Genomic DNA, 24,614 nt, shown 5'->3' with positions numbered 1-24,614 from the left:
GGACCCCATGAAACTGCACAGCGAATCCTTCCCCGATCAGGGGGTCATTCCCGAACGCAACGCCTTCGCGCGGATCGATCCGCAGACCCACGTCACCCTGGCCGGCAACCGCAATCCGCAGCTGAGCTGGACGGACGTGCCCGAGGGCACGCGGTCCTTCGCCATCCTGTGCGTCGATCCGGACGTGCCCACGCGCCCCGACGACGTCAACCAGGAAGGCCGCGAGGTCCCGGCCGACCTGCCGCGCACCGACTTCTTCCACTGGGTCCTGGTGGATGTTTCGCCCGACACGCGCGCCCTCGCCGAAGGCGACTACTCCAACGGCATCACGCCGCGCGGCAAGGCCGGCCCGCTGGCCCTGGACGGCACGCGCCAGGGGCTGAACGACTACACCGGCTGGTTCGCCTCCGACCGCGACATGAGCGGCGACTACTTCGGCTACGACGGCCCCTGCCCGCCCTGGAACGACGCGCGCGTCCACCGCTACGTCTTCACGGTCTACGCGCTGGACGTGGCCGAGCTGGGCGTGTCCGGCCGCTTCACCGGCGCGCAGGTCCTGGAAGCCATGCGCGGGCACATCCTGGCCCAGGCGTCCCTGACCGGCACCTATACCCTGAATCCCCGCCTGCACGCCCTGTAGGCTGTGGGCGCGCGGGGGTTCGCGCTAGAATGACCCGATTTTCCCGACTTCTCCGCCTTTCAGGACCACTACCCCATGTTTGACCGTTCCCGCACCCTCGATCAGGCCGACCCGGACATCTGGGCCGCCATCCAGCAGGAAAACGTCCGCCAGGAACAGCACATCGAGCTGATCGCCTCGGAAAACTACGCCAGCCCCGCCGTCATGCAGGCCCAGGGCACGCAGCTGACCAACAAGTACGCCGAAGGCTATCCCGGCAAGCGCTATTACGGCGGCTGCGAGTACGTGGACGTGGTCGAGCAGCTGGCGATCGACCGCCTGAAGGCGATCTTCGGCGCGGAAGCCGCCAACGTGCAGCCGAACTCCGGCTCCCAGGCCAACCAGGGCGTGTACATGGCCGTGCTCAAGCCGGGCGACACCGTGCTGGGCATGAGCCTGGCCGAAGGCGGCCACCTGACGCACGGCTCGCCGGTCAACGCTTCCGGCAAGCTGTACGACTTCCATTCCTACGGCCTGGACGCCAACGAGGTCCTGGACTACGACCAGCTGGAAGAACTCGCGCGCACCCTCAAGCCCAAGCTGATCGTCGGCGGCGCCTCGGCCTATTCGCTGCGCATCGACTTCGAGCGCATGGCGCGCATCGCCCACGACAACGGCGCCCTGTTCATGGTGGACATCGCCCACTACGCGGGCCTGGTGGCCGGCGGCGTCTACCCCAACCCGGTGCCGCACGCCGACTTCGTCACCTCGACCACGCACAAGTCCCTGCGCGGCCCGCGCGGCGGCGTGATCATGATGAAGGCCGAATTCGAGAAGATCGTCAATTCCGCCATCTTCCCCGGCATCCAGGGCGGTCCGCTGATGCACGTCATCGCCGCCAAGGCGGTGGCCTTCGGCGAGGCCCTGCGGCCCGAATTCAAGGCCTATGCCGCCCAGGTGGCCGCCAATGCCCGCGTGCTGGCCGACACCCTGGTCAAGCGCGGCCTGCGCATCGTGTCCGGCCGCACCGAAAGCCACGTGATGCTGGTGGACCTGCGCGCCAAGGGCATCACCGGCAAGGCCGCCGAGGCCGTCCTGGGCGAGGCCCACATCACGGTCAACAAGAACGCCATCCCGAACGACCCGGAAAAGCCCTTCGTCACCAGCGGCATCCGCCTGGGCACGCCGGCCATGACCACGCGCGGCTTCAAGGAAGCCGAGGCCGAGCTCACCGGCAACCTGATCGCCGACGTGCTCGACAATCCGAACGATGCCGACAACGTCGCCCGGGTGCGCGCGCAGGTCAACGAGCTGACCGCGCGCCTGCCGGTCTATCGCTAAACCAACCGGAACGGGCGCCCGCGGGCGCCCGCAGCGCAGATGAAGTGTCCGTTCTGCAGTTGTGCCGATACCCAGGTCGTGGATTCCCGGGTTTCCGAGGAAGGCGACACGATCCGCCGCCGCCGGCGCTGCACGGCCTGTGACCGCCGCTTCACCACCTACGAGCGGGTGGACCTGATGATGCCCGCCATCGTCAAGCGCAACGGCACCCGGGTGGATTTCGACCCGGCCAAGCTGCGCGGCAGCATGGCGCTGGCGCTGCGCAAGCGCCCCGTCAGCGCCTCGGCGGTGGACGCCGCCGCCGCGCGCATCCAGGAACGCCTCCTGACCAGCGGCCGGCGCGAGGTGCCCTCGGACTACATCGGCGAGCTGGTCATGTCGGAATTGCGCCAGCTCGATCCGGTGGCCTACGTGCGCTTCGCCTCGGTCTACCGCAGCTTCGAGGACATCCGCGAATTCGTCCAGGCCATCGACGAATTCCGCGGCGCGGACGATGTCGATGACAAGGCCTGACGCCCTTTCTCCCTCGCCGGGCCGCCCTCCGGCGGAAAGCGCTCCCCCGGCGGGCGGCGAACCGCAGGCGCCGCGCGGGGGGCCTGTCTTCTCCACCGAGGACCACCGCTGGATGCGGCGCGCCCTGCGGGTGGCCGAGCAGGCGCTGTTCGTCAGCAGCCCCAATCCCCGCGTCGGCTGCGTGCTGGTGCGCGACGGCCGCTGGCTGGCCGAGGGCAGCACCCAGCGGGCGGGCGGGCGCCACGCCGAGGCCCAGGCCCTGCACGAGGCCGCCCTCCAGGGCGTGGACGTGCGCGGCGCCACGGCCTACGTCACGCTGGAACCCTGCAGCCACACGGGCCGCACCCCGCCGTGCGCCGATGCGCTGGTCGCGGCCGGCGTCGCGCGGGTCGTGGTCGGCCTGCGGGACCCCAACCCCAAGGTGGCCGGCGGCGGCATCGAACGGCTGCGCGCCGCCGGCATCCAGGTGGACGTCGGCCTGTTCGCCGAGGACGTCCTGGCGCAGAACCCCGGCTTCTGCGCGCGCATGACGCGCGGCACGCCCTGGCTGTGGCTGAAGTCCGCCGCGTCCTTCGACGGGCGCATGGCCCTGCCCGACGGCCGCTCGCAGTGGATCACCGGGGACGTCGCCCGCGACGACGGGCACCGCTGGCGGGCGCGGGCCTGCATGGTGCTGACCGGCATCGGCACGATCCTGTCCGACGACCCCATGCTGGACGTGCGCGCCGTCGAGACGCCGCGCCAGCCGATCCGCGCGGTGCTGGACACGCAGTTCGTGCTGGGAGAGCAGGCCCGGATCGTCAACGGCGATCCGGTGTGGATCTTCACGGCGCGGCCCGATGCCGGCAAGGCCGCCCGCCTGGCGGCGCGCAATGTGCGCGTCATCGTGCTGCCCCCGGACGAGCGCGGCGCCCTGTCCCTGGCGGCGCTGATGCGCTGGCTGGGGGATCACGAGATCAACGAGGTCCACGTCGAGGCCGGCGCGCGGCTGCAGGGCGCGCTGGTCCAGGCCGGGCTGGTCGACGAATGGGTGGCCTACCTGGCGCCCAGCGTCCTGGGCGACGGCCAGGGCCTGGCGGCGCTGCCCACCCCCCTGGCGGGCCTGGACCAGGCCTACCGCTACGAGTTCCAGGACGTCCTGCAACTGGGCCGGGACATGCGGCTGCGGCTGCGCGACCCGGCGCACTGGGACGCGCTGGTCGAGGCCTGCGGTTTGAAAAAAGGATAGAGCCCCATGTTCACCGGAATCATCGCGGCCGTCGGCCGCATCACCGAAGTCCGTCCCCTGGGCGACGGCGAGGAAGCGGGCGTGCGCCTGTCCATCCAGGCCGGCGGCCTGCCGCTGGCGGCGACCCGCCTGGGCGACTCGATCGCCATCCAGGGGGCCTGCATGACGGTCGTCGCCCTGCACGAGGATGCCTTCGAGGTCGACGTCTCGCGCGAAAGCCTGGACCGCACCTGCGGCCTGGACCGCCCCGGCGAGGTCAACCTGGAGCACGCCCTGCGGCTGGGCGACAGCCTGGACGGGCACCTGGTGTCCGGCCACGTCGACGGCGTGGGCCGCGTGACCTGCTTCGACGCCGTGGCGGAATCGACCGAACTGCGCATCATCGTCCCGGCCCACCTGTCGAAATACCTGGCCTACAAGGGCTCGGTCACGGTCAACGGCGTGAGCCTGACGGTCAATCGCGTGGACGACCAGGAAGAGGGCACGGAGATCTCCATCAACCTGATCCCGCACACCGTCCAGGTCACGACCCTGCGCAACCTGGAAGTCGGCTCCCCGGTCAACCTGGAGATCGACCTGATCGCCCGCTACGTCGAGCGCATGGTGGGCGGCATGGGGATGGCCGCACCCGCGGGGCTGGGCGCCGCCTGAGTCCCAGGGCGGATTCGGCATTTCTCTGTTAGAATAGCGGACTTCGTCTGCCGCAATGGCGCGCGGGCGTGCAGGACAGGTGGCCGAGTGGTTGAAGGCGCACGCCTGGAAAGCGTGTATACGTGAATAGCGTATCGGGGGTTCGAATCCCCCCTTGTCCGCCAGGAATTCGTCTGCAACAGCAGACAGCAGTATGGAAAGCCCGCATGTTTCCTCGCATCGCGGGCTTTTTTGCGTCTGCTGGCGTATGTCGCCGGGGATGAGCGGGCCTTCAGCCTTGCCGCCAGCGTTCTCGTCCGCCGCGTCTTCGCGTGGCGTGTGACCGTACGGTCCGCACGGACCTGGCACGGACCTGGCACGGACCTGGCATGACCTTGGCATGACCTTGGCATGAGGACCTTGGCATGAGGACCTTGGCATGATCGCCTTGGCCGCCGATCCTGCGCTACTATCGAACCTTCTCGTCGCCCGCAGGAGACGTCGCCATGACAAGCAATTCCGTCGGCTGGTTTGAGATCTACGTGCAGGACATGGACAGGGCCAGGCAGTTCTATGAGGCCGTCTTTTCCGTCCGGCTGGAGCGGCTGGACAGTCCCGACATCGAGATGTGGGGGTTTCCGATGCGGCCCGGGCAGCCGGGCGCTCCGGGGGCCCTGGTCAGGATGGAGGGATTTTCGCCCGGGGGCAACGGCACGATCGTCTACTTTTCCTGCGAGGACTGCTCGATCGAGGCGGCGCGTGCCGGCGCCGGCGGCGGGAAGGTCTTCAAGGACAAGTTTTCCATCGGCCAGCACGGATTCATCGCCCTGGTGGGGGACACCGAGGGCAACATGATCGGCCTGCACTCGCTGCGCTGAGCATGCGGCGCCGGCGGCCCTGGCGATCCCTCTCCGTCCGTCCATTCGTGCGTCCATGCATCCGTCCCGTGCGCCCGTGCATCCGCCCCGTATGTCCTCGCATCCGTCCCGTGCGTCCACACATCCGCCCCGTGCGGCCGCGTATCCGTCCCATTCCTCCGTGCATCCGTCCGGCGCCCCGCTGCGCGGCGGGGCGCGGTTTCCGTCCCGCCTCATGATCACGTTCCAGCAAGCCCCGGCGCCGCTCTTGCGCCCCTTCGTCGACCGCCTGTGGGGCTGGGAGACGGCGCCTGGCGAGTCCATCGGCCTGCCGGCCCTGCTGCCGGGCACCGGCGCGGAACTGTACTTCCACTACGGCACGCCCTTTCGCCTGCGCGGGGCGGACGGCCCGGTGGCGCCCCTGGCGGCGGGCCATCTGCTCTGTCTGCGCCGCGCCGTCGCGGACCTGGCGCCGCAGCCGGGCGTCGGCTTCGTCGCGGTCCGCTTCAGGGCCGGCGCGGTGGGCCGGTTCGTGCCGATGGCGGAGTCCGCGCTGCGGGACGAGGCGCCTTCGTTCGATGAGGTGTGGGGGCCCGAGGGCCGGCGCCTGCAGGAGCGGCTGTCGGAGGCGGCGGACTGGAATGCGCGGGCGGCGCTGCTGCAGCGCTTCCTGCTCGCCCGCGTGCGCGCCCGGGCCGCCGACCCGTGGGTCGAGGCGGGCATGGCCCTGGCGTACCGGGAAGGCGGGCGGCTGCGCGTGGAAGGCCTCGCGGACAGGCTGGGGCTGGGGCGCCGGCAGCTGGAACGGCGCTGGCGGGCGCAGACGGGCCAGTCGCCGGCGGAGTTCGCCCGCCTGGCGAGATTCCAGCGCACGGTGCGCCGCCTGATGCTGGACCGCCGGGCGCGCGTCGTCGACGCGGCGCTGGAGGGCGGGTACTGGGACCAGGCGCATTTCGTGCGGGATTTCGCGGGCCGGGTCGGCATGCCGCCGGGCGCCTGGCTGGCGGCGGCGCGCGCGAGGACGCATTTCTACAATACCCGCCTGGAAGCGGCTGGCATGCTGTGCGCTCCATCCCCTTGAGACGAAGGAAGCATGCCATGTACATTCTGATGGTGGAATTGCGCGCCCGCCCGGAGCGCCTGGACGAACTGGAGCCGGTGCTGCGCGCGCTGGCCGAGACGGCGCGGACCGAGCCCGGGATCGTCTGCTATGCCGTGCAGCGCCGCGAGGACAGTCCCGACGTGTTCCTGCTGTGCGAATGGTACCGGGACGAGGCCGCCTGGGAAACGCACATGGCGCTCGCCCCGGTGCGCGAGGCGCTGGGGCGTTTCGATGCGCTGCTGGCCGCGCCGCCCGCGGTCACGCGCTGCGCCCCCGTGGCGCTGGCGTGCCGGCCGGCCTGACACGCGGCCTGGCCGCCGGGCTTCAGTCCATGCCCGGCACGGTGTTGGAAAAGCCGCAGTCCACGTGCAGGATTTCGCCGGTGATGCCGCTCGCCAGGTCCGAGAGCAGGAAGGCGGCGGCGTTGCCGACGTCCTCGATGGTGACGTTGCGGCCCAGGGGCGACTGGGATTCCACGTATTTCAGCATGTTGGAGAAGTCGCGGATGCCGCTGGCCGCCAGGGTCTTGATCGGCCCGGCGGAGATGCCGTTGGCGCGCAGGCCCTTTCTGCCCAGGGATCGGGCCAGATAGCGCACGCTGGCTTCCAGGGACGCCTTGGCCAGGCCCATCATGTTGTAGTTGGGAATGGCCTTTTCCGCGCCCAGGTAGGTCAGGGTCAGGACCGAGCCGTTGCGGCCTTCCAGCAGCGGCAGGGCGGCCTTGGCCAGCGCGGGGAAGCTGTAGGCGGAGATGTCGTGGGCGATGCGGAAGTTCTCGCGCGTCATGCCGTCCAGGAAATCGCCTTCCAGGGCCTCGCGCGGGGCGAAACCGATGGAGTGCACCAGGCCGTCCAGGCCGTCCCAGTGCTCGCGCAGGGCGGCGAAGGTGGCTTCGATCTGGGCGTCGTCGGCGACGTCGCAGGGAATGACGATGCTGCTGCCGAGTTCTTCGGCAAAGCCGCGCACACGGCCCTCGAAGCGTTCGCCGACGTAGGTGAAGGCCAGCTCGGCGCCCTGGGCGCGGCAGGCATGCGCGATGCCGTAGGCGATGGATCGGTTCGAGAGTACGCCGGTGATCAGGATGCGTTTGCCGTTCAGAAAGCCCATGGTGTGTTCCAGTCTGAAAAGTTCGATTTAAAGCGAAGGTCTCTCCACCGCGCGGCTTGCAAGCCGCTTGGATTCGTCAGGCATGGCATAGTCCGCAGGGGACTATGCCATGTCCTGTCTCATCCTTGCACTGCCGTGCCGGGTACGCGCAGGCGCTGGCCGGTGGACAGCGAGGAGCCCTTCAGGTTGTTGAGTTTGCGCAGGGCGTCCACCGAGGTGTTGTAGCGCCGCGCCAGTGAATACAGAGTGTCGCCCGGGCGGATCGTGTGGGTGCGGACGACGGGCTTGGGCCGCAGGTCCGGGGCGTGCAGCCGGGCGGAAGCCTGGGTCGGAAGATTGACGCGCCTGACGTTCCGGGTGGACGGGGCGGCCGGCTCGGCGGCGGAGGCCTGGTAGGACACCAGCCTGAGGCCGCCGCTTGCCGGGGCTTCCTGGGCGGGGATCAGCACGGCGGCGGTTGCGACGGTCTGCTTCGATCCCAGCTTGTTGGCCTGGCGCAGCTGATCCAGAGTGATTCCGTGGGCCTTGGCGATGCTGGCCAGGGACTGGCCCTTTTTCGGATGGTAGATCTGCCAGGACGACAGGCGGCCCGTATAGGATTCCAGGTTTTCGTTGAAGACGCCGACCTTGTCCAGCGGCAGGTGCAGCGCCGGGTTGTGCGCGGCCAGGATGACGGGCCGATTGTACGAGGGGTTCAGCGCCTGGAAGTCCTCCAGCGGCATTTCCGCCAGGGCGGCGGCCACGGCGATGTCCATGTCGCGCGACTTGTGCACCGTGGTGAAGTACGGCGTGTTGCTGACGCCGGGCAGGGTGATGCCGAATTTTTCCGGCCGGGCGATGATGTTCTTGATGGCCTGGAGCTTGGGCACGTAGTTGCGCGTTTCCTCGGGCATGTCCAGGTCGGTGTAGCCGGTCGGCCTGCCGGCGTCGGCAGCCTTGTCCATGGCGCGCTTCACGGCACCCTCGCCCCAGTTGTACGAGGCCAGCGCCAGGTACCAGTCGCCCTGGAAGTCGTACAGGTAGCTGAGATAGTCCAGCGCCGCCTGGGTGGAGGCCACCGGATCGCGCCGCTGGTCGCGCCACCAGTCCTGTTCCAGCTTGTAGTGCAGCCCGGTGCTGGGGATGAACTGCCACAGGCCGGAGGCCTGCGAGCGCGACAGGGCGTTGGGGTTGTAGGCCGATTCGACGAAGGGCAGCAGGGCCAGTTCCGTGGGCAGGCCGCGCCGGTTGAGCTCGTCGACGATGTAGTACAGGTACTTGCCGGCCCGCTGGCTCATGAGCAGCACCGATTGCGGGTGCGAGGCGTAGTAGTCCGTCCAGTAGTCGACCCGTTCGTTGCGCAGGTTGGGGATGGCGAAGCCGCGGCGGATGCGGTCCCACATGTCGCGGGGCGGGTGGGTCAGGTCGACCGTGCGCGAGGTGTCTTCCGCCACATAGGCCTGGCGCTGATCGGCCGGCGGGTGGCGGGTGGCACAGCCGGCCAGCACCACCAGCATCAGCGGCAGGAGGAGTCGCAGGATTTTCATGGGTGGATCATCGGGGGGATTCGAGCGCGAAGTTGCCCGATTTTACCCAGGTAATCACATGTTTGTGCAGAAGACTTCGGAAATCGCCCGAATCGCCGTCCCGCGCGAGGGGGCCGGCCGCGCCATGGGGCACGGGCCGCGGCGGCGGGCCGGCGGCACGCTAGCGGAAGTCGTTTTTCCATTCCCGCAGGCTGGCGAAGACCGCCTGGGGCGTGTCCAGGGACGCCTGCGCGTGCCGGGCGGCGGCCTCGCGGACGTCGGCCCGGCCGGTGCGCAGGAAAGGATTGGTTGCCAGTTCCAGGCCGAGGGTCGAGGGTACGGTGGGCAGGTCGTCGGCCCGCAGCCGGGCGACGTCCTGCGCGCGCTGCCGCAGGGCGGCGTTGCCGGGTTCGACCGCCAGGGCCCAGCGGATGTTGGACGCCGTGTATTCGTGCGCACAGCACACCAGGGTGTCCGGCGGCAGCCCGGCGAGCTTGTCCAGGGACGCCAGCATCTGCGCGGGGGTGCCCTCGAACAGGCGCCCGCAGCCGGCGGCGAACAGCGTGTCGCCGCAGAAGACCGCCGGCCGGCCCGGATCCAGCAGGCCGGCGTAGGCGATGTGGCCGGCCGTGTGGCCGGGCACGTCCAGCACCTGGAACCGCAGCCCCATGCCGGGCAGGTCCACGGTGTCGCCTTCGGCCAGGGGCACGTCGCAGACCGGGATGTTTTCGTGGCGCGGCCCGTAGACGCGCGCCCCGGTTCGCTGTTGTAATGCACGCACCCCGCCGACGTGGTCGCCGTGATGGTGCGTGATCAGGATGGCTTCCAGGATCGGCCCGTCGCGCAGCAGGGCCTCGACGGGGCCGGGTTCACCCGGATCCACGACGAGTGCGCGGCCGTTTTTCTGTACCATCCAGATGTAGTTGTCCGACAGGGCCGGGATGGGCGTCAGGACGGCCGGCTCGGCCGGGATGTGGGCGGACGGATTCATGGCGAGGGAGTCAGTGTGGCACCGCAGCGCGAAATGCCGATCGAATTGGCCGAATGGCTGGAAACCCCGGCGGGGCGGTACGTGCGCGCCTGGGAACAGCGCCAGGTCGATGCCATGGTCAGCAATGCGTTCGGCTATCATGCCATACAAATCGGGCTGCCGCACTGGAACCTGCTGCAGGCCAACCGCATCCCCTACAAGGCCTGGGCGCACAGCCCCAGCGCGCCTTTCGGCACGCGGGCCGGCCGCCTGGTCTGCGAACCGGAGCAGCTGCCCTTCGACACGCAGAGCATCGATCTGGTGGTCATGCCGCACACCCTGGAATGGTGCGCGGATCCCCATCAGGTCCTGCGCGAGGTCGAGCGGATCCTGATGCCCGAGGGCCGCGTGGTGCTCACCGGCTTCAATCCCTACAGCCTGTGGGGCCTGCGCGAATCCCTGCCGGGCCTGGAACTGCGCCTGCCGGTGTCGGTGCCGTCCCAGGTGTCGCCGGCGCGCCTGAAGGACTGGTTCAGGCTGCTCTCCTTCGAGCTGGACCGGGGCCGCTTCGGCTGCTATGCGCCCCTGTGCGCGACCCAGACCTGGCTGCGCCGCTGGCGCTTCATGGAACACGCGGGCGACCGCTGGTGGCCCGCCGGCGGCGCCGTCTACGCGATCGCGGCAGTCAAGCGGGTGTCGGGCATGCGCCTGGTCGGGCCGGCGTGGCGCCAGCCGCGCCGCCGCCGCGTGCGCCGGGGCGCGGTGGCGCCCGTCGCCAATCGAATCAACGAGGATATGCATGGCTGAATGCGTGGCCGAACCGCGGCCCGAACTGAAACAGACCCCCGCGCCCCGGGTGGACGCCTGGACGGACGGCGCCTGCAAGGGCAATCCCGGCCCGGGAGGCTGGGGCGTATTGCTGCGCCAGGGGCCGCACGAGAAGTCGTTGCACGGCGGCGAGCCGGCCACGACCAACAACCGCATGGAACTGATGGCCGTGATCCAGGCGCTGCGGGCGCTCAAGCGGCGCTGCGTGGTGACGGTGCACACCGATTCCTCCTACGTCCAGAAGGGCATGACCGAATGGCTGCCCAACTGGAAGCGGCGCGACTGGCGCACGGCCGACAAAAAGCCGGTGAAGAACGCCGACCTGTGGCGGACCCTGGACGAGCTGGCCGCGCAGCATGAATTACACTGGCGGTGGGTCCGGGGCCATGCCGGCGATCCGGGCAACGAGCGGGCGGACGCCCTGGCCAACCTCGGCGTCGAGGACCCGCAGGGCACCCGCGCCTCCTGAATTTTTGCCATACGGCCGGCCGCGCCGGCCGGCAAGGAACTCCATGCGTCAGATCATCCTGGATACCGAAACCACGGGCCTGGAGCCCGAGCAGGGCCACCGCGTGGTGGAACTGGCCTGCGTCGAGATCCTCAACCGCCGGGTCACCGACCGCCACCTGCACCTGTACCTGAACCCGGACCGCGACAGCGACCCCGAGGCGCTGCAGGTCCACGGCCTGACCACCGAATTCCTGTCCGGCCACCCGCGCTTTCCGGAAGTCGCCCAGCAACTGGTGGATTTCGTGCGCGACGCCGAGGTCATCATCCACAACGCGGCCTTCGACGTGAAGTTCCTCAACGCCGAACTGCGCCGCGCCAGTCTTCCGCCATTCACCGAGCTGTGCGCCAAGATCACCGATTCGCTGATGGTGGCGCGCGAAATGTTCCCCGGCAAGCGCAACAACCTGGATGCGCTGTGCGAGCGGTTCGGCATTTCCAACGCGCATCGCACGCTGCACGGCGCCTTGCTGGACTCGGAACTGCTGGGCGAGGTGTGGCTGGCCATGACGCGCGGCCAGGACTCGCTGCTGGACGAGGCGCCCGACGATGCGGCGGGCGGGGCCGGCGCCGGCGCGGCCGGGGCCCTGGGCCGCTTCGATGTGTCCCGCCTGCCGGTCATCCAGGTCGATGCCCAGGCCCTGCAGGCCCACGAGGCCTACCTGGACGGCCTCGACAAGGCCGCGGGCAAGCCCTGCCTGTGGCGCCAGCTCGAAATCCCCGTCGAGGCGGACGGCGTGGCGGGCTGAGGCGGGCGGGGACGGCGCCCGTCAGCGGCGCTGTCCGAGGCGGCGTGCCGAAGTACCGAAGCGTCGAGGTGTTGAAGCGGCGCTGTCAACGCTAAATAGAAGCGACCGGTGTTGAAGCGGTGCCCGGCGCACCGCCCGAAAACATGTATAATGGCGGTCTTTCCAGTCGGCTGCCCCGCATCGCATGCGGATCCTGCGCAGCCCGATTGGGCGGTTAGCTCAGTGGTAGAGCACTGCCTTCACACGGCAGGGGTCACTGGTTCGAACCCAGTACCGCCCACCATAATCACTGCAACGATTGCCAAGCTGTGCCAAGAAAACCGCCTAACTCATTGAGTCGGCGGTTTTTTCTTGCCAAGCCTTGCCAAGGGGTTCCAGGTGCAGCCTAGACGCGATGGGGGTATGACTTCCCTGGATGGGGTATGGTTGTTCCTTTGCGGATTCTGTGCTGCGCTTGTCCAGGTCCTCCACGACGCTCAAGCGCGTCATGGGCATGCTGTCCACGCACGTGGGCGAAATACGCCTGGAAGGACGGCAGATCAGCGGCCTGCCCTCCTGTGAGGTGGCGCGGCGGGGCCTGGAGCTGGTGCCTGGGGGGCGCCCGATCTTCCCCATGCCGACGGCCGAGGAAAACCTGCTCGCCACCGCGGCGAACCGTCATCAGTCGGCGCGGCCCTGCGGCCTGGCGCAGCGTCATTGCATCATCGGGAAGGGCCGGGTCGTCCGGTCCGGCGACAGCGCGGCGCTGCGGCGCGACGGCGAGGTCGTGGAACACTATCTGGGAGTCTGAAGTGGAACAGCATCTGCAGGAAGCGGCAGCGGGCGACGAGGCGCCGGCGGGCGTCCAGGAGCGGCGGCGCCGCGTGGCGGTCGTCGGCGCGGGCGTGATCGGGGCCGGCTGGGCGGCCTTCTTTGCCTGCAAGGGGCTGGACGTCCACGTGGTGGATGCCCACCCCGGCGCCCGGGCCCGGCTGGACGATGCGCTGCAGCGCGCGCGGCGGACGCTGCAGGCGCTCGGCGGGCTGGCCGCCGAGGTGCGCGAGCCCGTCCTGGGCGACGACCTGGGCCAGGCCGTGTCGGGGGCGGACCACATCCAGGAGGTCCTGCCCGAGCAGCTGGAACTGAAGCAGCGGGTCTATGCGCAGATCGAGGCGTCGGCGCCCGATCGCTGCGTGATCGCATCCAGTTCGTCGGGCATCATGCCCAGCGCCCTGCAGGCGGGCATGCGCCATCCCGAACGCCTGGTGATCGCCCATCCCTGCAATCCGCCCTATCTGATGCCGCTGGTGGAAATCTGCGGCGGCCGGGAAACGGCCGGCTGGGCGGTGGAAGAGGCCGAGGCCTTCTACCGCGGGCTGGGCAAGCGGACGGTGCGGCTGAACCGCGAGATCACCGGGCATCTCGTCAACCGCCTGCAGGCGGCGCTGTGGCGCGAGGCCGTCTACCTAGCGGTCAATGGCTATGCCAGCGTCGCCGACGTGGATCGCGCCGTGACCGAAGGCCTGGGCGCGCGCTGGGCCGTCTGCGGCCCGCACGAGATCTTCGACCTGTCCGGCGGCGAACTGGGCATGGCGGGCTTCCTGGACAAGCTGGGCGATGCGGTGGAAGCGTGGTGGGCGAGCCTCGGGCAGCCCAGGCTGGATGCGGCCACCCGCCAGGCCCTGATCGACGGCATGGCGCAGGCGGCCGCGGGGCGCGGCTACCCGCAGCGGGCGCAGGCGCGCGACGAAGGCGTCATGGCGCAGTTGCTGGCGCGGCCGAACTGACCTCGAAGAAGTCCGCGGGCAGGGTCTTGATGCCGTCCAGGGTCCGCAGGATGTGTTCCGGCAGGCTGGCCGGACCGGCCAAGCCAGCCAAGCCAGGCAGTCCGGCGCGGGCCAGACCGGCGCGGGCGCCCCGGGCCGCAGCTCCCCCGGCCGCCGGCGATTACAGCGGATAGTGTTCGCTTTCGCCGACGATCACCGAGCCGTCGGCGCGCGCGGCGGCCAGTTCGGCCAGCACCTGGGCGCGGGTCTTGGACGCGCCAGCGGTCTGGGCCTGCGGGTAGGCGGCCTGCTCGCCGGGCTCGACCTGGCCTTGCGCCTGGGCCAGGCGCAGCGCATTGACCACTTCGGCGCGGCTCAGGGTGCTGGGCGTGCTTTCGACCGGGTAGCCGGGATGCTCGCCGAAGGTGACGAGGCCCTGGGCCTGGGCGGTGTGCAGCTGCTCCACGACCTGGGCGCGGCTCAGGTCGGCGGCCTGGGCCAGGCCGGCGGTGGCGAGGCCGAGCGTGAGGGCGGCGAGGGTGGCGGTGGCTTTCATGATGGTTTCCTTCAATCAAAGTGGGTAAATGGGGCAGGGCGCTGCGGGCTTTCCGTTTTGCGCGACATGTCCTGCCTCGGTGAAACGTATTCTGCGCCGCGGCTGCCTCTCGATAAATGGCCTGGATGCGAATTCAGTTTTCCATTGATGAAAGCAATGAGGCCGGGAATGCGGGACAATGCCGCCATGCCGGGGCCGCCGGGTCCCGCCCTGGAAAGAAGCCATGTCTCCTTCGTTGAACGATATCGAGCTGTTCGTCGAGGTGGCGCGCGGCAGCAGCTTCACTCGCGCGGGCGAGGCGCTGGACATGCCGGCCTCCACGATCTCGCGGCGGATCGCCGCGCTGGAAAAATCCATCGGCGTGCGGCTGCTGAACCGCTCCACCCGCAAGGTGAGCCTGACCGAGGCGGGCGCGGCGTATTTCGCCCGCTGCCAGCACATCGTGGAGGAAGCGCGCATCGCCCACGAAATGCTGGTGGACGGGGCCTGCAATCCGCGCGGGCGCCTGAAGGTCTCGATGCCGTCCACGCTGGCCATGTCCCTGCTGTCGGACGCCCTGCGCGAATTCTCGCTGCGCTACCCCGAGATCGAATGCGAATACGACCTCAGCGTCCGCCCGATCGACCTGCGCTCGGACCCCTACGACGTGGTGATCCGGGTGGGGCAGCCGCCCGATTCCGGGGTCGTGTCGCGGCGCCTGGGCACCCTCGTCCTGGGTCTGTACGCGTCCCGGGAGTACCTCGACGCGCACGGCGTGCCCGCCAGCCCGGCGGACCTGGCGCGCCACGAATGCCTGCGCTCCAGCACCGAGCGCGGGGATTCCGTCTGGACGCTGTTCGCCGAGGACGGGCGCGAGCAGCAGGTCCGGGTGCGGGGGCGGATCGCGCTGAACCAGGTGCTGATGCTGCGCCGCATGGGGGAATCGGGCATGGGCATCGTGCCCCTGTCCATCCAGGACATGAAGGGCGGCGGCCTGGTCCGGGTGCTGCCCGACTGGTCCTTCGCGCCCATGCCCATGGCGGCCCTGTTTCCGTCCCGCATGATGCCGGCCCGCGCGCGGGTGTTCATCGATTTCGTCAAGGAACGGCTCGCCGGGGTGGACATCCTGGCGGGCGGCGCGCGGCCGGCGCATCCCTAGCCGGCGCAGGCGCGGGTCCGTCCGCACGGCGTCCCGCGCGTCCCTCCCCGCGCCCTCGTCGGGCTTCCCCCGCGTGCCCCCGCGCCGGGCGGTGCGTGCACGGCGGGACATCTTTCGGTGCACGGCGGGACAATCGCCGGCCGGCGGGCGCGGGTATGCTTTGGTTGTAAATCAATTCCAGGAAGAGGTAGACATGACCGCGACGGATACGCGCCCCGAGCAGGCCGCCATTCGTGAGCACATGATCATCGACGGCAAGCCGTGCACCCAGGGGGAAGGCCGGCTGCCCGTTCATGATCCGGCCACGGGCGACGTCATTGCCCATCAGGTCGAGGCCGGCCCGGCCCAGGTGGATCAGGCGGTGCAGGCAGCGCGCCGCGCCTTCGAGTCCTCCGCCTGGCGCACCATGCCGCCGGCGGGCCGCGAGCGCCTGCTGCTCGCCCTGGCCGACCGCCTCGAAGCCGAAGGCGAGGCCCTGGCCCGGCTCGAGACGCTCAACAACGGCAAGCTGCTGGGCCTGTCCCAGATGCTCGAAGTCGGCGCCAGCGCCCAGTGGCTGCGCTACATGGCGGGCTGGGCCACCAAGATCACCGGCGAAAGCCTGAACCTGTCGATCCCCTTTCCGCCCGGCATCCATTACCACGCGCATACCCGGGCGGAGCCCGTGGGCGTGGTCGCCGCCGTCGTGCCCTGGAATTTTCCGCTGCTGATGGCCGTCTGGAAGATCGCGCCGGCCGTGGCGGCGGGCTGCACGGTCGTGCTCAAGCCGGCGGAGGAAACCCCGCTGACGGCCATCCGCCTGGCGGAGCTCGCATTGGAAGTCGGGTTCCCGCCCGGCGTGGTCAACGTGATCACGGGCCGGGGCGAGACCACCGGCGCGGCGCTGGTCGCCCATCCGGACATCGACAAGATCACCTTCACCGGCTCCACCGAGGTCGGCAAGCTCATCGGCCGCGTTGCGATGGACGGCATGAAGCGCGTCTCGCTCGAACTGGGCGGCAAGTCGCCGGTCCTCATCATGGACGACTGCCCCATCGACCAGGCCATCCAGGGCGCGGCCGGCGCCATCTTCTTCAACCAGGGCCAGGTCTGCACGGCCGGCTCGCGGCTGTTTATCCAGGACAGCCTCTACGACCGGGTGCTGGAAGGCCTGGCGGCGGTGGCCGACGGCCTCAGGATCGGCTCCGGCTTCGATCCGGACACGCAGATCGGCCCCATGGTGTCCGCGCGCCATCGCCAGCGGGTGTCCGACTTCATCGCGGCCGGCCAGGCCTCGGGCGCGCGCCTGGTGGCGGGCGGGCGGGATTGGGACGGCCCGGGCTATTTCGTGCGTCCGGCGGTGTTCGACGGCGCGGCGCCCGACGCCTCCATCGTGCGCGAGGAAATCTTCGGCCCGGTCGTCGTGGCCGCGCGGTTCCGCGACGAGGACCAGGCCGTGGCCCTGGCCAACGACACGCGCTTCGGCCTGGGCGCCAGCATCTGGAGCAACGACCTCGGACGCGTGCACCGCCTGGTGCCGCGCATCCAGGCCGGCACGGTCTGGGTCAACACCCACAACATGCTCGATCCGAGCATGCCGTTCGGCGGCTACAAGCAGTCCGGGATCGGACGCGAGCATGGCCGCGCCGTGATCGACAACTACATCGAGACCAAGTCGGTCTGCATCGCCTACCCGGGGGCGGCCTGAGGCCCGGTTTCGGGCCGGCTCCGGATTTCATTCCAGAAATTCCAGAAACTCCAGAAATTCGAGCAGTAATCGAGCAATATTCGAGCCATTCAAGCAGTTCCATGATCTAGCGTTTTTTTCATTCCAGCAGAGCCGGCTCCGAAGCCGGCCATGAGGAGACTTAGCATGACGATGATGCGCACCATGCGCCGGTTCGCGCTGGCCGCGGCCCTGGCGGCGGCGGGCACGGCCCACGCCGGAGACCCCAGCGCGCGGGACTGGATTCCGGCGCCCCCGGGCACCAGCGTGTTCGCCACCTACCTGCTCGGCCTGAGTTCCCACGGCTTCTACGACCGCGGCGAACGGGTTCCCGACGGGCCCACCGTGGACGTGCAGGGCCTGGTCTTGCGGCCCATGTATTTCAGCGAGATCCTGGGCAAGACCGTCCAGTACGAGCTGATCCTGCCCGCCCTGCGCACCACCATCGGCGTCAGCGGCATGCCCGACGACCGCGTCACGGGCGTGGGCGACGCCCAGCTGGGCGCGGCGGTCTGGTTCGTCAACAACGAGCAGACCAAGACCTGGTTCGCCTGGGAGCCGTTCATCACGGTGCCCACGGGCCTGTACCGCGGCGGCCAGGCCGACGCCTCGCCGGGCAAGCACCGCTGGACCACCCTCCAGGACTTCGCCTTCGTCCAGGGGATCGGGGAATCGACCTTCCTCGAAGCCGTGGCCGAATTCGAGTTCTTCGGCGACAACGACAACTACTACGGCAGCACCCTGAAGAAGTCGCCGGCCATCCGCCTCATGGCGCTGGCATCGACCAACATCACCGAAAGCACCTACGTCGGCATGCGCTACCGCTACGAGACCGGCGGCCGCGAAAAGGTCGATGGCGTCGAGATGGTCTCGCGCGCCAACAACCACCAGCTCGCCTTCGAGGTGACCCACCAGATCAACGACGCCAACCAGGTGCAGCTGCAGTACATCCACGACCTGAAGGTCGAGAACGGTCCGCGCATGCGCGGCGTGCAGCTGCGCTACGTCTACGCCTTCTAGGCCGAACCCAGGAGACTCATGCCATGAAAAAAACACCCTTCAGGATCCCGACCGGGGCCGGCCTGCTGTCGGCGGCCCTGCTGCTGGGGTCCGCCGTGGGCGTCCAGGCCGCCCCGCCCCTGCCGGTCGAGCAGCTGACCGGCGGCCATTCCGTCAAGGTGGACCCGGCCGAGCGCATCTACGTGATGGACGCCGTGTTCTTCCACCTGACCGACAGCCGCCTCAACATGTACGACCGCGGCACCGGGAAATTCCTGGGCATGATCCCGACCTCGTTCAACGGCCATGCCCAGCTGTCCAAGGACGGCAAGCAGGTCTACGTCACCACCACCTACTTCGAGCGCGTCACCCGCGGCGAACGCACCGACGTGGTCGAGGTCTGGGACAATGACAAGCTCAGCTTCGTGCGCGAGATCAAGATCCCGCCCAAGCGGGCCGGTTCGCTGAACTACGACGGCATGTTCCGCCAGACCGGCGACGGCCGCTTCGTCCTGGTGCAGAACGCCACGCCGGCGGCCTCGGTGAGCGTGGTGGACATGAAGAAGGGCGCCTTCGTCGACGAGATCACCGCCACGGCCGGCTGCTGGAGCATCATTCCCGTGCCCGGCACGCCGCGCAGCTTCTCCACGATCTGCGGCGACGGCGCCCTGCTGACCATCACGCTGGGAGACGACGGCAAGGTGGCGTCGCAGAAGCGCAGCGAGCCCATGTTCCCCGTCAAGGACGACCCCATCTTCATCACGCCGGGCCGCCTGTCGGACGGGCTGGTGTTCGTGTCCTTCTACGGCAACGTCTACACGGCCCGGCCGCAGAAGGATGGTTCCATGAAGTTCGAGCCGCTCTGGTCGCTGCTCGACGAAGCGGACCGGGCCAAGCACTGGGTGCCGGGCGGCTACAACCTGCTGGCGGTCGAGCCGCGCAGCGAGCGCCTGTACGTCTTCATGCATCCCGACGGCGTCGAGGGCTCGCACAAGAATCCCGCCGCCGAGATCTGGGTCTACGACCTGAAGACCCGCAAGCGCGTGGCCCGCGTGCCGGGCAAGGACGCGCTGTCCATGTCCGTCATCCCGGGCAAGAAGCCCCAGCTGCTGACCCTGGACGGCGGGAACGTCAACATCTACGACATCTCCGCGCCCGAGCCCAAGCTCCTGCGCACCATCACGGCCGCGGGCGAGACCGCCCTGCAGGTGATGGGCTATGCGGGAGGCGGCAATGGGTGATCCCGTCATCGCGTATGCCGCACTGGCCGTGCTGGCCGCGCTCTTCTGGCTGGGCGCCCTGCACAAGCTGCGCAACTTCGCCGGCTTCGAGGCCGCCGTGGCCGGCTACCGCCTGATGCCCGCCGTACTGCAGCGGCCCTTCGCCCTGGCGTTCATCGCCGCCGAAGTGCTCGCCGGGGGGCTCCTGCTGCTGCCCGCCGCGCGCACCGCGGGGATCCTGACGGCCCTGGCCGTGCTCGCCGCGGCCTCGCTGGGCGTGGCCGTGAACCTGCTGCGCGGGCGCACCGACATCGACTGCGGCTGCGGCGGCCTGTCGCAGGCGCCGACCAGCCTGTCCTGGTGGGTCGTGCTGCGCAACGGCCTGCTGGCGGTCCTGGCCCTGCTCGCGTGGCCCCAGGCCGGCGGTCCTTCGCCGCGCGACCTGGTGTGGCTGGACGGCATCACCTTCTTCGGCATGTCGCTGGCCCTGATCGGCCTCTATCTCGCTTTCAACCAGTTGCTCGCATCCCATCTCGAGATGCGCAAAAGGAGTCAATCATGACGGCATTGATCGTATCCAATATCGTGTTGTGGGCCGTGGTGCTGGCCCTGCTGCTGGTGGTGCTGGCGCTGTCCCGCCAGATCGGCGTGCTGTACGAGCGGGTTGCGCCGATGGGCGCCCTGACCATCGACAAGGGTCCGGCGGTGGGCGCCGCCTCGCCGCAATTCGAGCTCGACGACCTGCTGGGCCGCGCCCAGCGCATCGGCTACGGCGGCGGACGCGGCCAGCTGCTGTTCTTCGTGTCCCCCACCTGCCCGGTGTGCAAGAAGCTGCTGCCCATCCTGAAGTCGGTGGCGCGCACCGAGGCCGCCTGGCTGGACATCGTCCTGGCGAGCGACGGCGAGATGCCCGAGCACCTGGCCTTCTACCGCAAGGCCGGCCTGGAACCCTTCCCCTACGTCCTGTCCACCGAGATCGGCATGCGCTTCCAGGTCAGCAAGCTGCCCTACGCCATCCTGATCGACGAGCAGGGCATCGTCCGGGCCAAGGGCCTGATCAATTCCCGCGAACAGCTCGAAAGCCTGTTCACGGCCAAGGAGATCGGCGTGGCCTCGGCTCAGGAATGGCTGGAGCGCGGCACGCAGGTCCAGGAAATCGTACGCAAGGAGAATGGCAATGCGCTGGCTTGATCGTTTCGGTGAATCCCTGACCCGCAAGGTGGCCCATGCTTCGTCGCGGCGCAGCGTGCTGTGCTCGATCGGCAAGGTGTTCGTGGGCACGGCCTTCGTGATGCCGGTGCTGCCGGTCGCCCGGATCGCCCGCGCCGCCGAAGCGGCGCCCAAGACGGACCTGGAGACCGCGACCGAGGAAGAACTCGCCTCCTGCGACTACTGGCGCTATTGCGCGGTGGACGGCTTCCTGTGCACCTGCTGCGGCGGCTCGGCCACCACGTGCCCGCCGGGCAGCGAGCCCTCGCCCATCTCGTGGGTCGGCACCTGCCACAATCCCAAGGACGGCAAGGACTATCTGGTTAGCTACCACGACTGCTGCGGCAAGACGGCCTGCGGCCGCTGTTACTGCGGCGGCCAGGTGCGCGAACGGCCGGGCTACGAGTTCTTCCTGCACAACGACGTGAACTGGTGCATGGCCAACAGCAACACGACGTACCATTGCACGGTCTCCACCATCGTGGGGCTGGGCAAGAACTGACCCCGGGGGGAGCGGATCATGTCCAAGTTCACGAGCGCGCTGCGGACCGGTCTGCTCCCCTGCCTGGCGCTGGCCCTGTCGGCCGCGGCCATGGCCGGGGAAGCCGGGCCCGCCCGGCATGCGGCGATCGAGTCCATGGGGGCCAGCGTATCGGCCTACAAGGACTACATGCTCAACTGTGGCGGCTGTCACCGCTACGACGGCGAAGGCGTGGCCCGCAACGCGGTGCCCAGCTTCCGCAATTCGATCGGCCTGTTCACCCGCCTGCCCGAGGGCCGGGAATACATGATCCGCGTCCCCGGCGCCGCCCAGTCGCAGCTGGGCAACGCCGAGCTCGCGGACGTCCTGAACTGGATGGTCGCCAACTACAGCCCGGACGCGCTGGCGCCCGATTTCAGGCCGTTCACGGCCGGCGAGGTGGGGGCGGCGCGGCCGTACCGCTTCGACGACGTGGTGGCCGAGCGGCGGCGGCTGGAAGCCCGGCTGCAGCAGATGGGCCTGACGCCCGCCCCGTATCTCTATGGATCGAACTGACCCCCGGTTCCGGTGCGGCCGGGGCTTGCCAGGTGCGCGCCGCTTCGATCCGCGCCGGAGTGTCCGGTTCCGGACGTCCGGCTAGGGGTTTGCCCTGCTGGCCGTGATCCTTTCCGGAGGGTAGATTGCTTAGATATTAGCAGGAGAGATCGACACCATGTCCGCTCCCATGCCTCAATCTGCGGTCTCCGCCTTCAAGCCGACGTGGCTGCGCACGCCGCTGCGGCGGTTCGACACGCGCTGCGCCTGGGCCGACGCGATTTCCGAGCATTTCGTGCCCCTCGAAGTCGAGCCCGGCGGCAACGGCCCGTTCCGCAATCTGGCGGCCAACGAGACGCTCGGCTGCCTCCAGGTCTCCGAGTTGGTGACGTCGGCGCAGCGGGTGCGGCGCACCCGCGTGCTGGCCAGCCGCTCCGAAAGCGCGCAATACAAGTTCAGCGTGCAGATCTCCGGCCGCACGCTGATCGCGCAGGACGGGCGCTCGGCCCTGCTCGATCCGGGCGACTGGGGCATCTACGACACCTCGCGGCCCTACGAGATCAGCGAAGAACCGAATGCGCATTTCCTCGTGCTGCAGGTGCCAGCGCACGTGCTCTCCGTGTGGGAGCCCTGGATCCAGTCGCAGCTCGCCCGGCGCTTCGGCTCGGGCAGCGGCAGCGCGCGGGTCGCCATGGACGCCTTGCGGGCGCTGGTGTCCCAGGGCCCGGCGCTGGGGCCGGAGCTGGCGTTCGAGGTGTCCTCGACGGTGATGCGGCTGTTCGCCCTCAGCCTGGGCGAGCATGCCGACGGGGGCGGCGCGTCGAGCCTGGAGGACGTCCGCCAGGGCCAGCTGCGCGTCATCCTGCATCACGTGCACGAGCACCTGCACGACGGCGCGATGAACGCCGATACCCTGGCGCGGCGCTTCCGGATGTCCCGCCGCTATCTGTACAAGCTGTTCGCCGCCCGGGGGCTCACCCCGGCGGACTACATCCTCGGCGCCCGCCTGGAGCGGTGCCGGGAACTCCTGGCCGATCCCGCCTGTACGCGCCAGATCGGCGAGCTGGCCTATGCGCACGGGTTCATCGACACCTCGGCGTTCAGCCACGCCTTCCGCCGCCGCTTCGGGCTGTCGCCCAGCGAATGGCGGGCCCGGCATGCGCGCCCGGCCCGCGAGCGGGCCCTCAGCGGGACGGCGCAAGCGTCCGCAGGTGCTCGTCCAGGATCCGCCTGATTTCCAGGATCGCCGGCGGGGTTTCCTGGACGCTGTGCGAGCCCGGGATGATTTTTTCCGATTCCGCGCCGTCCAGGTGGGCGCTGCGCCAGGGCACCAGGCCGTCGTCCGAATCCTCCAGCGGGCCGGCCTCCGAGCGGCGGGCGATGATGCTGTGATAGCGCACGGCCGGCGAGATCGCCATGGCGTTGCTCAACTGCAGGTAGTCGTCCGTCTCGCTCAGGTTGTCGATGCCGTTGGCCACCAGGGCGCGGTCCGCCTTGCCCGGCTGCGCCATCCGCGTCAGGCCGCCGAACTGCTCCAGGAGGGTCACGGGCAGGCGGATCAGCGACGAGGCCAGCCGCGCCAGGTTGTTGTCGGCGTAGGGCGTGCCGCGGTGCGGCGCGGAGATGAACACCGCGCGGCTGATGCCCGCGACCGGGGTGAAGTGCAGCAGGCCGCCGAAGTCGCGCACGATCCGGGCCTGCAGGTCCGGCCCCGGCCGATAGTGCGCCTGGATGGCGTCGTACAGCACGTTGCCCGACGAGGACACCAGCAGGCGGCCCAGCACGCCGCCCATGCTGTGACCGATGAGCACGATGTCGCGGCTGGCGGGCGCGGCGCGGTCGGGATCGAAGTGCGCCAGGGTGTCCCGGAACGCCTGGCGGATGGCTTGGTTGTTGTAGGCGAGCGGCTGGCCGGTGGGGTAGTAGACCTGCCAGATCTGGTAGTTGCGGCGCAGTTCCTCGTCGCCCAGGACTTCGTTGGCCACGTTGACCCAGGCCTCGGGGCTGCTGGCCAGGCCGTGCAGCATCAGCACGATGCGCCGTTCGGGATCGTAGGGCTGCAGCAGGTAGATGCGCGGCGCGCGCAGGCCGTCGGCGCTGCCCAGGACGTTGCGGATGGCCTGGGCGGCGAAGCCCGAGCGGGCGAGCCACAGGCCGTAGCCGGAAGTGAAGTTGGCCGCCAGCGGCACCGTGTCGCCGGCCAGCCGGATGGCGTCGTGCCGGTAGGGGTCGTAGACCGTGAGCGCGGCCTCGCGGGTGCGCAGGACGGCCTCCAGGTCGTTTCCCGGGAACGACAGGACGGCGGTCACGGCCGGAAAGGCGGGCTCGCTCCAGGGCTGCCGGAGGTCTTCCGCGTCCTCGCGGCCGGTGCGGGTGACCGCGACCAGTTCGGCGCCCAGGCCGTCGCGCCGGTAGATGCTGCGCAGGCCCCGGAAGGTCAGCGTGCTGGCGGGGATGAGCTCGTCGGGCAGGCGCTCGCCCTCGGGCAGGCGCAGGTCGGCGTTGCGGATGCGCAGCCGCCAGTTCGCCGTCCGCAGCCCGGGCCCGCCGCGCCGCAGCTCGGCCGGGTGCTCCCGGTAATGGCGGTAGGCTTTCAGCGAGGCCTGCTGGGTGGCGTAGTTGTAGTAGTCGCGCACCTGGGTCTGGCGGTCCTCGAAGGTGCGCAGGGCGGGCGGCCGCTCGGTGTGGAAGAGGTAGGCGTAGGCGTGCCGGGCCGCCTGCAGGTAGGTGTCCAGGCCGGCCGCGCTGTCGGGGACGTCCTCGTTCAAGGCCCGGGCCAGCCACAGTTCCGCCAGCGCCGAGAGCCGTTTTTCCGTGCCCAGGCCCGAGGGGCTGGACAGCGCCTCGATGCAGGGCGCGGGGTCCCGGCGGCAGGGGGCCGGGTCCTGGCCGATGACCGACAGGGTGTCGCGCGCGGCGATGCTGAGCGCGCCGGAGCTGAGGATGTCGCCGCGGCGCTGGGTGATGAATTCCTGGGTGCTCACGGGGCGGATGCGGACGCCGGCGCAGCCGGCCAGCAGGCAGGCCGCCAGCAGCAGTCCGGTCCAGCGCGCGAGGCGGGCCGGGGATGT

General features: G+C 69.7%; 28 protein-coding genes and 2 tRNA genes. 24 read left to right on the top strand and 6 right to left on the bottom strand.

Going from position 1 to position 24,614, the window contains the following annotated elements:
• The first annotated feature begins 7 nt into the window (after positions 1-7).
• From BN940_RS17040 to BN940_RS16995, 9 genes are all read left to right on the top strand, one after another.
• Positions 8-640 (top strand): YbhB/YbcL family Raf kinase inhibitor-like protein, encoded by a 633-nt coding sequence (locus tag BN940_RS17040; protein WP_043685018.1) that lies wholly within the window; start codon positions 8-10, stop codon positions 638-640.
• A 75-nt stretch (positions 641-715) separates the two neighbouring features.
• The gene (gene glyA, locus BN940_RS17035) at positions 716-1,960 is read left to right on the top strand and encodes a serine hydroxymethyltransferase (RefSeq protein WP_043685016.1); all 1,245 of its coding nucleotides are present in this window, start codon (positions 716-718) and stop codon (positions 1,958-1,960) included.
• A gap of 39 nt (positions 1,961-1,999) precedes the next feature.
• Positions 2,000-2,473 carry a transcriptional regulator NrdR gene (nrdR, locus tag BN940_RS17030; RefSeq protein ID WP_043685013.1) on the top strand — a complete coding sequence of 158 codons (474 nt, stop codon included), beginning with the start codon at positions 2,000-2,002 and terminating at the stop codon, positions 2,471-2,473.
• The gene (ribD, locus tag BN940_RS17025; RefSeq protein WP_277355902.1) at positions 2,454-3,701 is read left to right on the top strand and encodes a bifunctional diaminohydroxyphosphoribosylaminopyrimidine deaminase/5-amino-6-(5-phosphoribosylamino)uracil reductase RibD; all 1,248 of its coding nucleotides are present in this window, start codon (positions 2,454-2,456) and stop codon (positions 3,699-3,701) included. Before nrdR ends, ribD begins: the two co-directional genes overlap by 20 nt.
• A gap of 6 nt (positions 3,702-3,707) precedes the next feature.
• A complete protein-coding gene (locus BN940_RS17020; protein ID WP_043685007.1) occupies positions 3,708-4,352 on the top strand; it encodes a riboflavin synthase in 645 nt (214 codons plus the stop codon).
• Between the two features lie 73 nt (positions 4,353-4,425).
• A tRNA-Ser gene (locus BN940_RS17015) sits at positions 4,426-4,516 on the top strand.
• 321 nt (positions 4,517-4,837) lie between these two features.
• Entirely contained in the window at positions 4,838-5,209 is a 372-nt protein-coding gene (locus BN940_RS17010; protein WP_043685004.1) for a VOC family protein, read from the top strand.
• A 214-nt stretch (positions 5,210-5,423) separates the two neighbouring features.
• Positions 5,424-6,269 carry a helix-turn-helix domain-containing protein gene (locus BN940_RS18115; RefSeq protein WP_084330760.1) on the top strand — a complete coding sequence of 282 codons (846 nt, stop codon included), beginning with the start codon at positions 5,424-5,426 and terminating at the stop codon, positions 6,267-6,269.
• Positions 6,270-6,286: 17 nt separating this feature from the next.
• Entirely contained in the window at positions 6,287-6,592 is a 306-nt protein-coding gene (locus tag BN940_RS16995) for a putative quinol monooxygenase (protein WP_043685002.1), read from the top strand.
• A 22-nt stretch (positions 6,593-6,614) separates the two neighbouring features.
• Here BN940_RS16995 and fabI read toward each other — a convergent pair whose 3' ends face one another.
• The 3 genes from fabI to gloB all read right to left on the bottom strand — a co-directional run bounded on the left by fabI (position 6,615) and on the right by gloB (position 9,893).
• The gene (gene fabI, locus BN940_RS16990) at positions 6,615-7,397 is read right to left on the bottom strand and encodes an enoyl-ACP reductase FabI (protein WP_043684999.1); all 783 of its coding nucleotides are present in this window, start codon (positions 7,395-7,397) and stop codon (positions 6,615-6,617) included.
• A 119-nt stretch (positions 7,398-7,516) separates the two neighbouring features.
• The gene (locus BN940_RS16985; RefSeq protein ID WP_043684996.1) at positions 7,517-8,923 is read right to left on the bottom strand and encodes a transglycosylase SLT domain-containing protein; all 1,407 of its coding nucleotides are present in this window, start codon (positions 8,921-8,923) and stop codon (positions 7,517-7,519) included.
• A gap of 160 nt (positions 8,924-9,083) precedes the next feature.
• Positions 9,084-9,893 (bottom strand): hydroxyacylglutathione hydrolase, encoded by an 810-nt coding sequence (gene gloB / locus BN940_RS16980; protein ID WP_084330759.1) that lies wholly within the window; start codon positions 9,891-9,893, stop codon positions 9,084-9,086.
• 15 nt (positions 9,894-9,908) lie between these two features.
• On the opposite strand from gloB, the gene BN940_RS16975 reads away from it, so the two are divergent.
• The 6 genes from BN940_RS16975 (at position 9,909) to BN940_RS16950 (ending at position 13,722) form a co-directional block, all read left to right on the top strand.
• The gene (locus tag BN940_RS16975) at positions 9,909-10,679 is read left to right on the top strand and encodes a class I SAM-dependent methyltransferase (protein WP_409360339.1); all 771 of its coding nucleotides are present in this window, start codon (positions 9,909-9,911) and stop codon (positions 10,677-10,679) included.
• Positions 10,672-11,169, top strand: coding sequence for a ribonuclease HI (gene rnhA / locus BN940_RS16970; protein ID WP_052355988.1), 498 nt, complete (start codon positions 10,672-10,674; stop codon positions 11,167-11,169). The genes BN940_RS16975 and rnhA overlap by 8 nt, the downstream gene beginning before the upstream one ends.
• Positions 11,170-11,212: 43 nt before the next feature.
• Positions 11,213-11,956: a DNA polymerase III subunit epsilon gene (gene dnaQ / locus BN940_RS16965; RefSeq protein WP_043684994.1), complete on the top strand. Its 744-nt coding sequence runs from the start codon at positions 11,213-11,215 to the stop codon at positions 11,954-11,956.
• 208 nt (positions 11,957-12,164) lie between these two features.
• Positions 12,165-12,239: transfer RNA gene (locus tag BN940_RS16960), tRNA-Val, on the top strand.
• A gap of 171 nt (positions 12,240-12,410) precedes the next feature.
• Positions 12,411-12,746, top strand: coding sequence for an ATP-binding cassette domain-containing protein (locus tag BN940_RS19550; protein ID WP_198408277.1), 336 nt, complete (start codon positions 12,411-12,413; stop codon positions 12,744-12,746).
• 1 nt (position 12,747) lies between these two features.
• Positions 12,748-13,722 (top strand): 3-hydroxyacyl-CoA dehydrogenase family protein, encoded by a 975-nt coding sequence (locus BN940_RS16950; RefSeq protein WP_198408276.1) that lies wholly within the window; start codon positions 12,748-12,750, stop codon positions 13,720-13,722.
• Here BN940_RS16950 and BN940_RS20190 read toward each other — a convergent pair.
• Together BN940_RS20190 and BN940_RS16945 are read right to left on the bottom strand one after the other, a co-directional pair.
• On the bottom strand, positions 13,691-13,813 hold the full coding sequence (locus BN940_RS20190; RefSeq protein WP_277355901.1) for a hypothetical protein: 123 nt from the start codon (positions 13,811-13,813) through the stop codon (positions 13,691-13,693). The genes BN940_RS16950 and BN940_RS20190 overlap by 32 nt on opposite strands.
• Positions 13,814-13,882: 69 nt before the next feature.
• Positions 13,883-14,257 carry a DUF4148 domain-containing protein gene (locus BN940_RS16945; protein WP_148305001.1) on the bottom strand — a complete coding sequence of 125 codons (375 nt, stop codon included), beginning with the start codon at positions 14,255-14,257 and terminating at the stop codon, positions 13,883-13,885.
• A 223-nt stretch (positions 14,258-14,480) separates the two neighbouring features.
• Here BN940_RS16945 and BN940_RS16940 point away from each other — a divergent pair, with 223 nt between their 5' ends.
• The 9 genes from BN940_RS16940 (at position 14,481) to BN940_RS16900 (ending at position 22,777) form a co-directional block, all read left to right on the top strand.
• On the top strand, positions 14,481-15,395 hold the full coding sequence (locus tag BN940_RS16940; RefSeq protein ID WP_052355985.1) for a LysR family transcriptional regulator: 915 nt from the start codon (positions 14,481-14,483) through the stop codon (positions 15,393-15,395).
• A 193-nt stretch (positions 15,396-15,588) separates the two neighbouring features.
• Entirely contained in the window at positions 15,589-17,082 is a 1,494-nt protein-coding gene (locus tag BN940_RS16935) for an aldehyde dehydrogenase family protein (RefSeq protein WP_043684991.1), read from the top strand.
• A 165-nt stretch (positions 17,083-17,247) separates the two neighbouring features.
• Positions 17,248-18,120: a transporter gene (locus BN940_RS16930; protein ID WP_242404226.1), complete on the top strand. Its 873-nt coding sequence runs from the start codon at positions 17,248-17,250 to the stop codon at positions 18,118-18,120.
• Between the two features lie 23 nt (positions 18,121-18,143).
• Positions 18,144-19,340 (top strand): amine dehydrogenase large subunit, encoded by a 1,197-nt coding sequence (locus BN940_RS16925; protein ID WP_043684988.1) that lies wholly within the window; start codon positions 18,144-18,146, stop codon positions 19,338-19,340.
• Positions 19,333-19,881: a MauE/DoxX family redox-associated membrane protein gene (locus tag BN940_RS16920; RefSeq protein WP_043684985.1), complete on the top strand. Its 549-nt coding sequence runs from the start codon at positions 19,333-19,335 to the stop codon at positions 19,879-19,881. Before BN940_RS16925 ends, BN940_RS16920 begins: the two co-directional genes overlap by 8 nt.
• Positions 19,878-20,510 (top strand): methylamine dehydrogenase accessory protein MauD, encoded by a 633-nt coding sequence (mauD, locus tag BN940_RS16915; RefSeq protein WP_043684982.1) that lies wholly within the window; start codon positions 19,878-19,880, stop codon positions 20,508-20,510. The genes BN940_RS16920 and mauD overlap by 4 nt, the downstream gene beginning before the upstream one ends.
• The gene (locus BN940_RS16910; protein WP_043684979.1) at positions 20,497-21,030 is read left to right on the top strand and encodes a methylamine dehydrogenase light chain; all 534 of its coding nucleotides are present in this window, start codon (positions 20,497-20,499) and stop codon (positions 21,028-21,030) included. Before mauD ends, BN940_RS16910 begins: the two co-directional genes overlap by 14 nt.
• A gap of 18 nt (positions 21,031-21,048) precedes the next feature.
• Positions 21,049-21,564: a cytochrome c family protein gene (locus BN940_RS16905; RefSeq protein ID WP_052355984.1), complete on the top strand. Its 516-nt coding sequence runs from the start codon at positions 21,049-21,051 to the stop codon at positions 21,562-21,564.
• Positions 21,565-21,721: 157 nt separating this feature from the next.
• Complete coding sequence (locus tag BN940_RS16900; RefSeq protein WP_242404225.1) at positions 21,722-22,777, top strand: AraC-like ligand-binding domain-containing protein; 1,056 nt, start codon at positions 21,722-21,724, stop codon at positions 22,775-22,777.
• On the opposite strand, the gene BN940_RS16895 is transcribed toward BN940_RS16900, so the two are convergent.
• Positions 22,728-24,527 (bottom strand): alpha/beta fold hydrolase, encoded by a 1,800-nt coding sequence (locus tag BN940_RS16895; RefSeq protein ID WP_242404224.1) that lies wholly within the window; start codon positions 24,525-24,527, stop codon positions 22,728-22,730. The two genes, BN940_RS16900 and BN940_RS16895, sit on opposite strands and share 50 nt — an antisense overlap.
• Between the last annotated feature and the right edge of the window lie 87 nt (positions 24,528-24,614).

Origin of the sequence: Castellaniella defragrans 65Phen, assembly GCF_000612685.1 — a bacterium.
Classification (GTDB): domain Bacteria; phylum Pseudomonadota; class Gammaproteobacteria; order Burkholderiales; family Burkholderiaceae_B; genus Castellaniella; species Castellaniella defragrans.
This window is presented reverse-complemented; position numbering and strand designations above follow the sequence as displayed.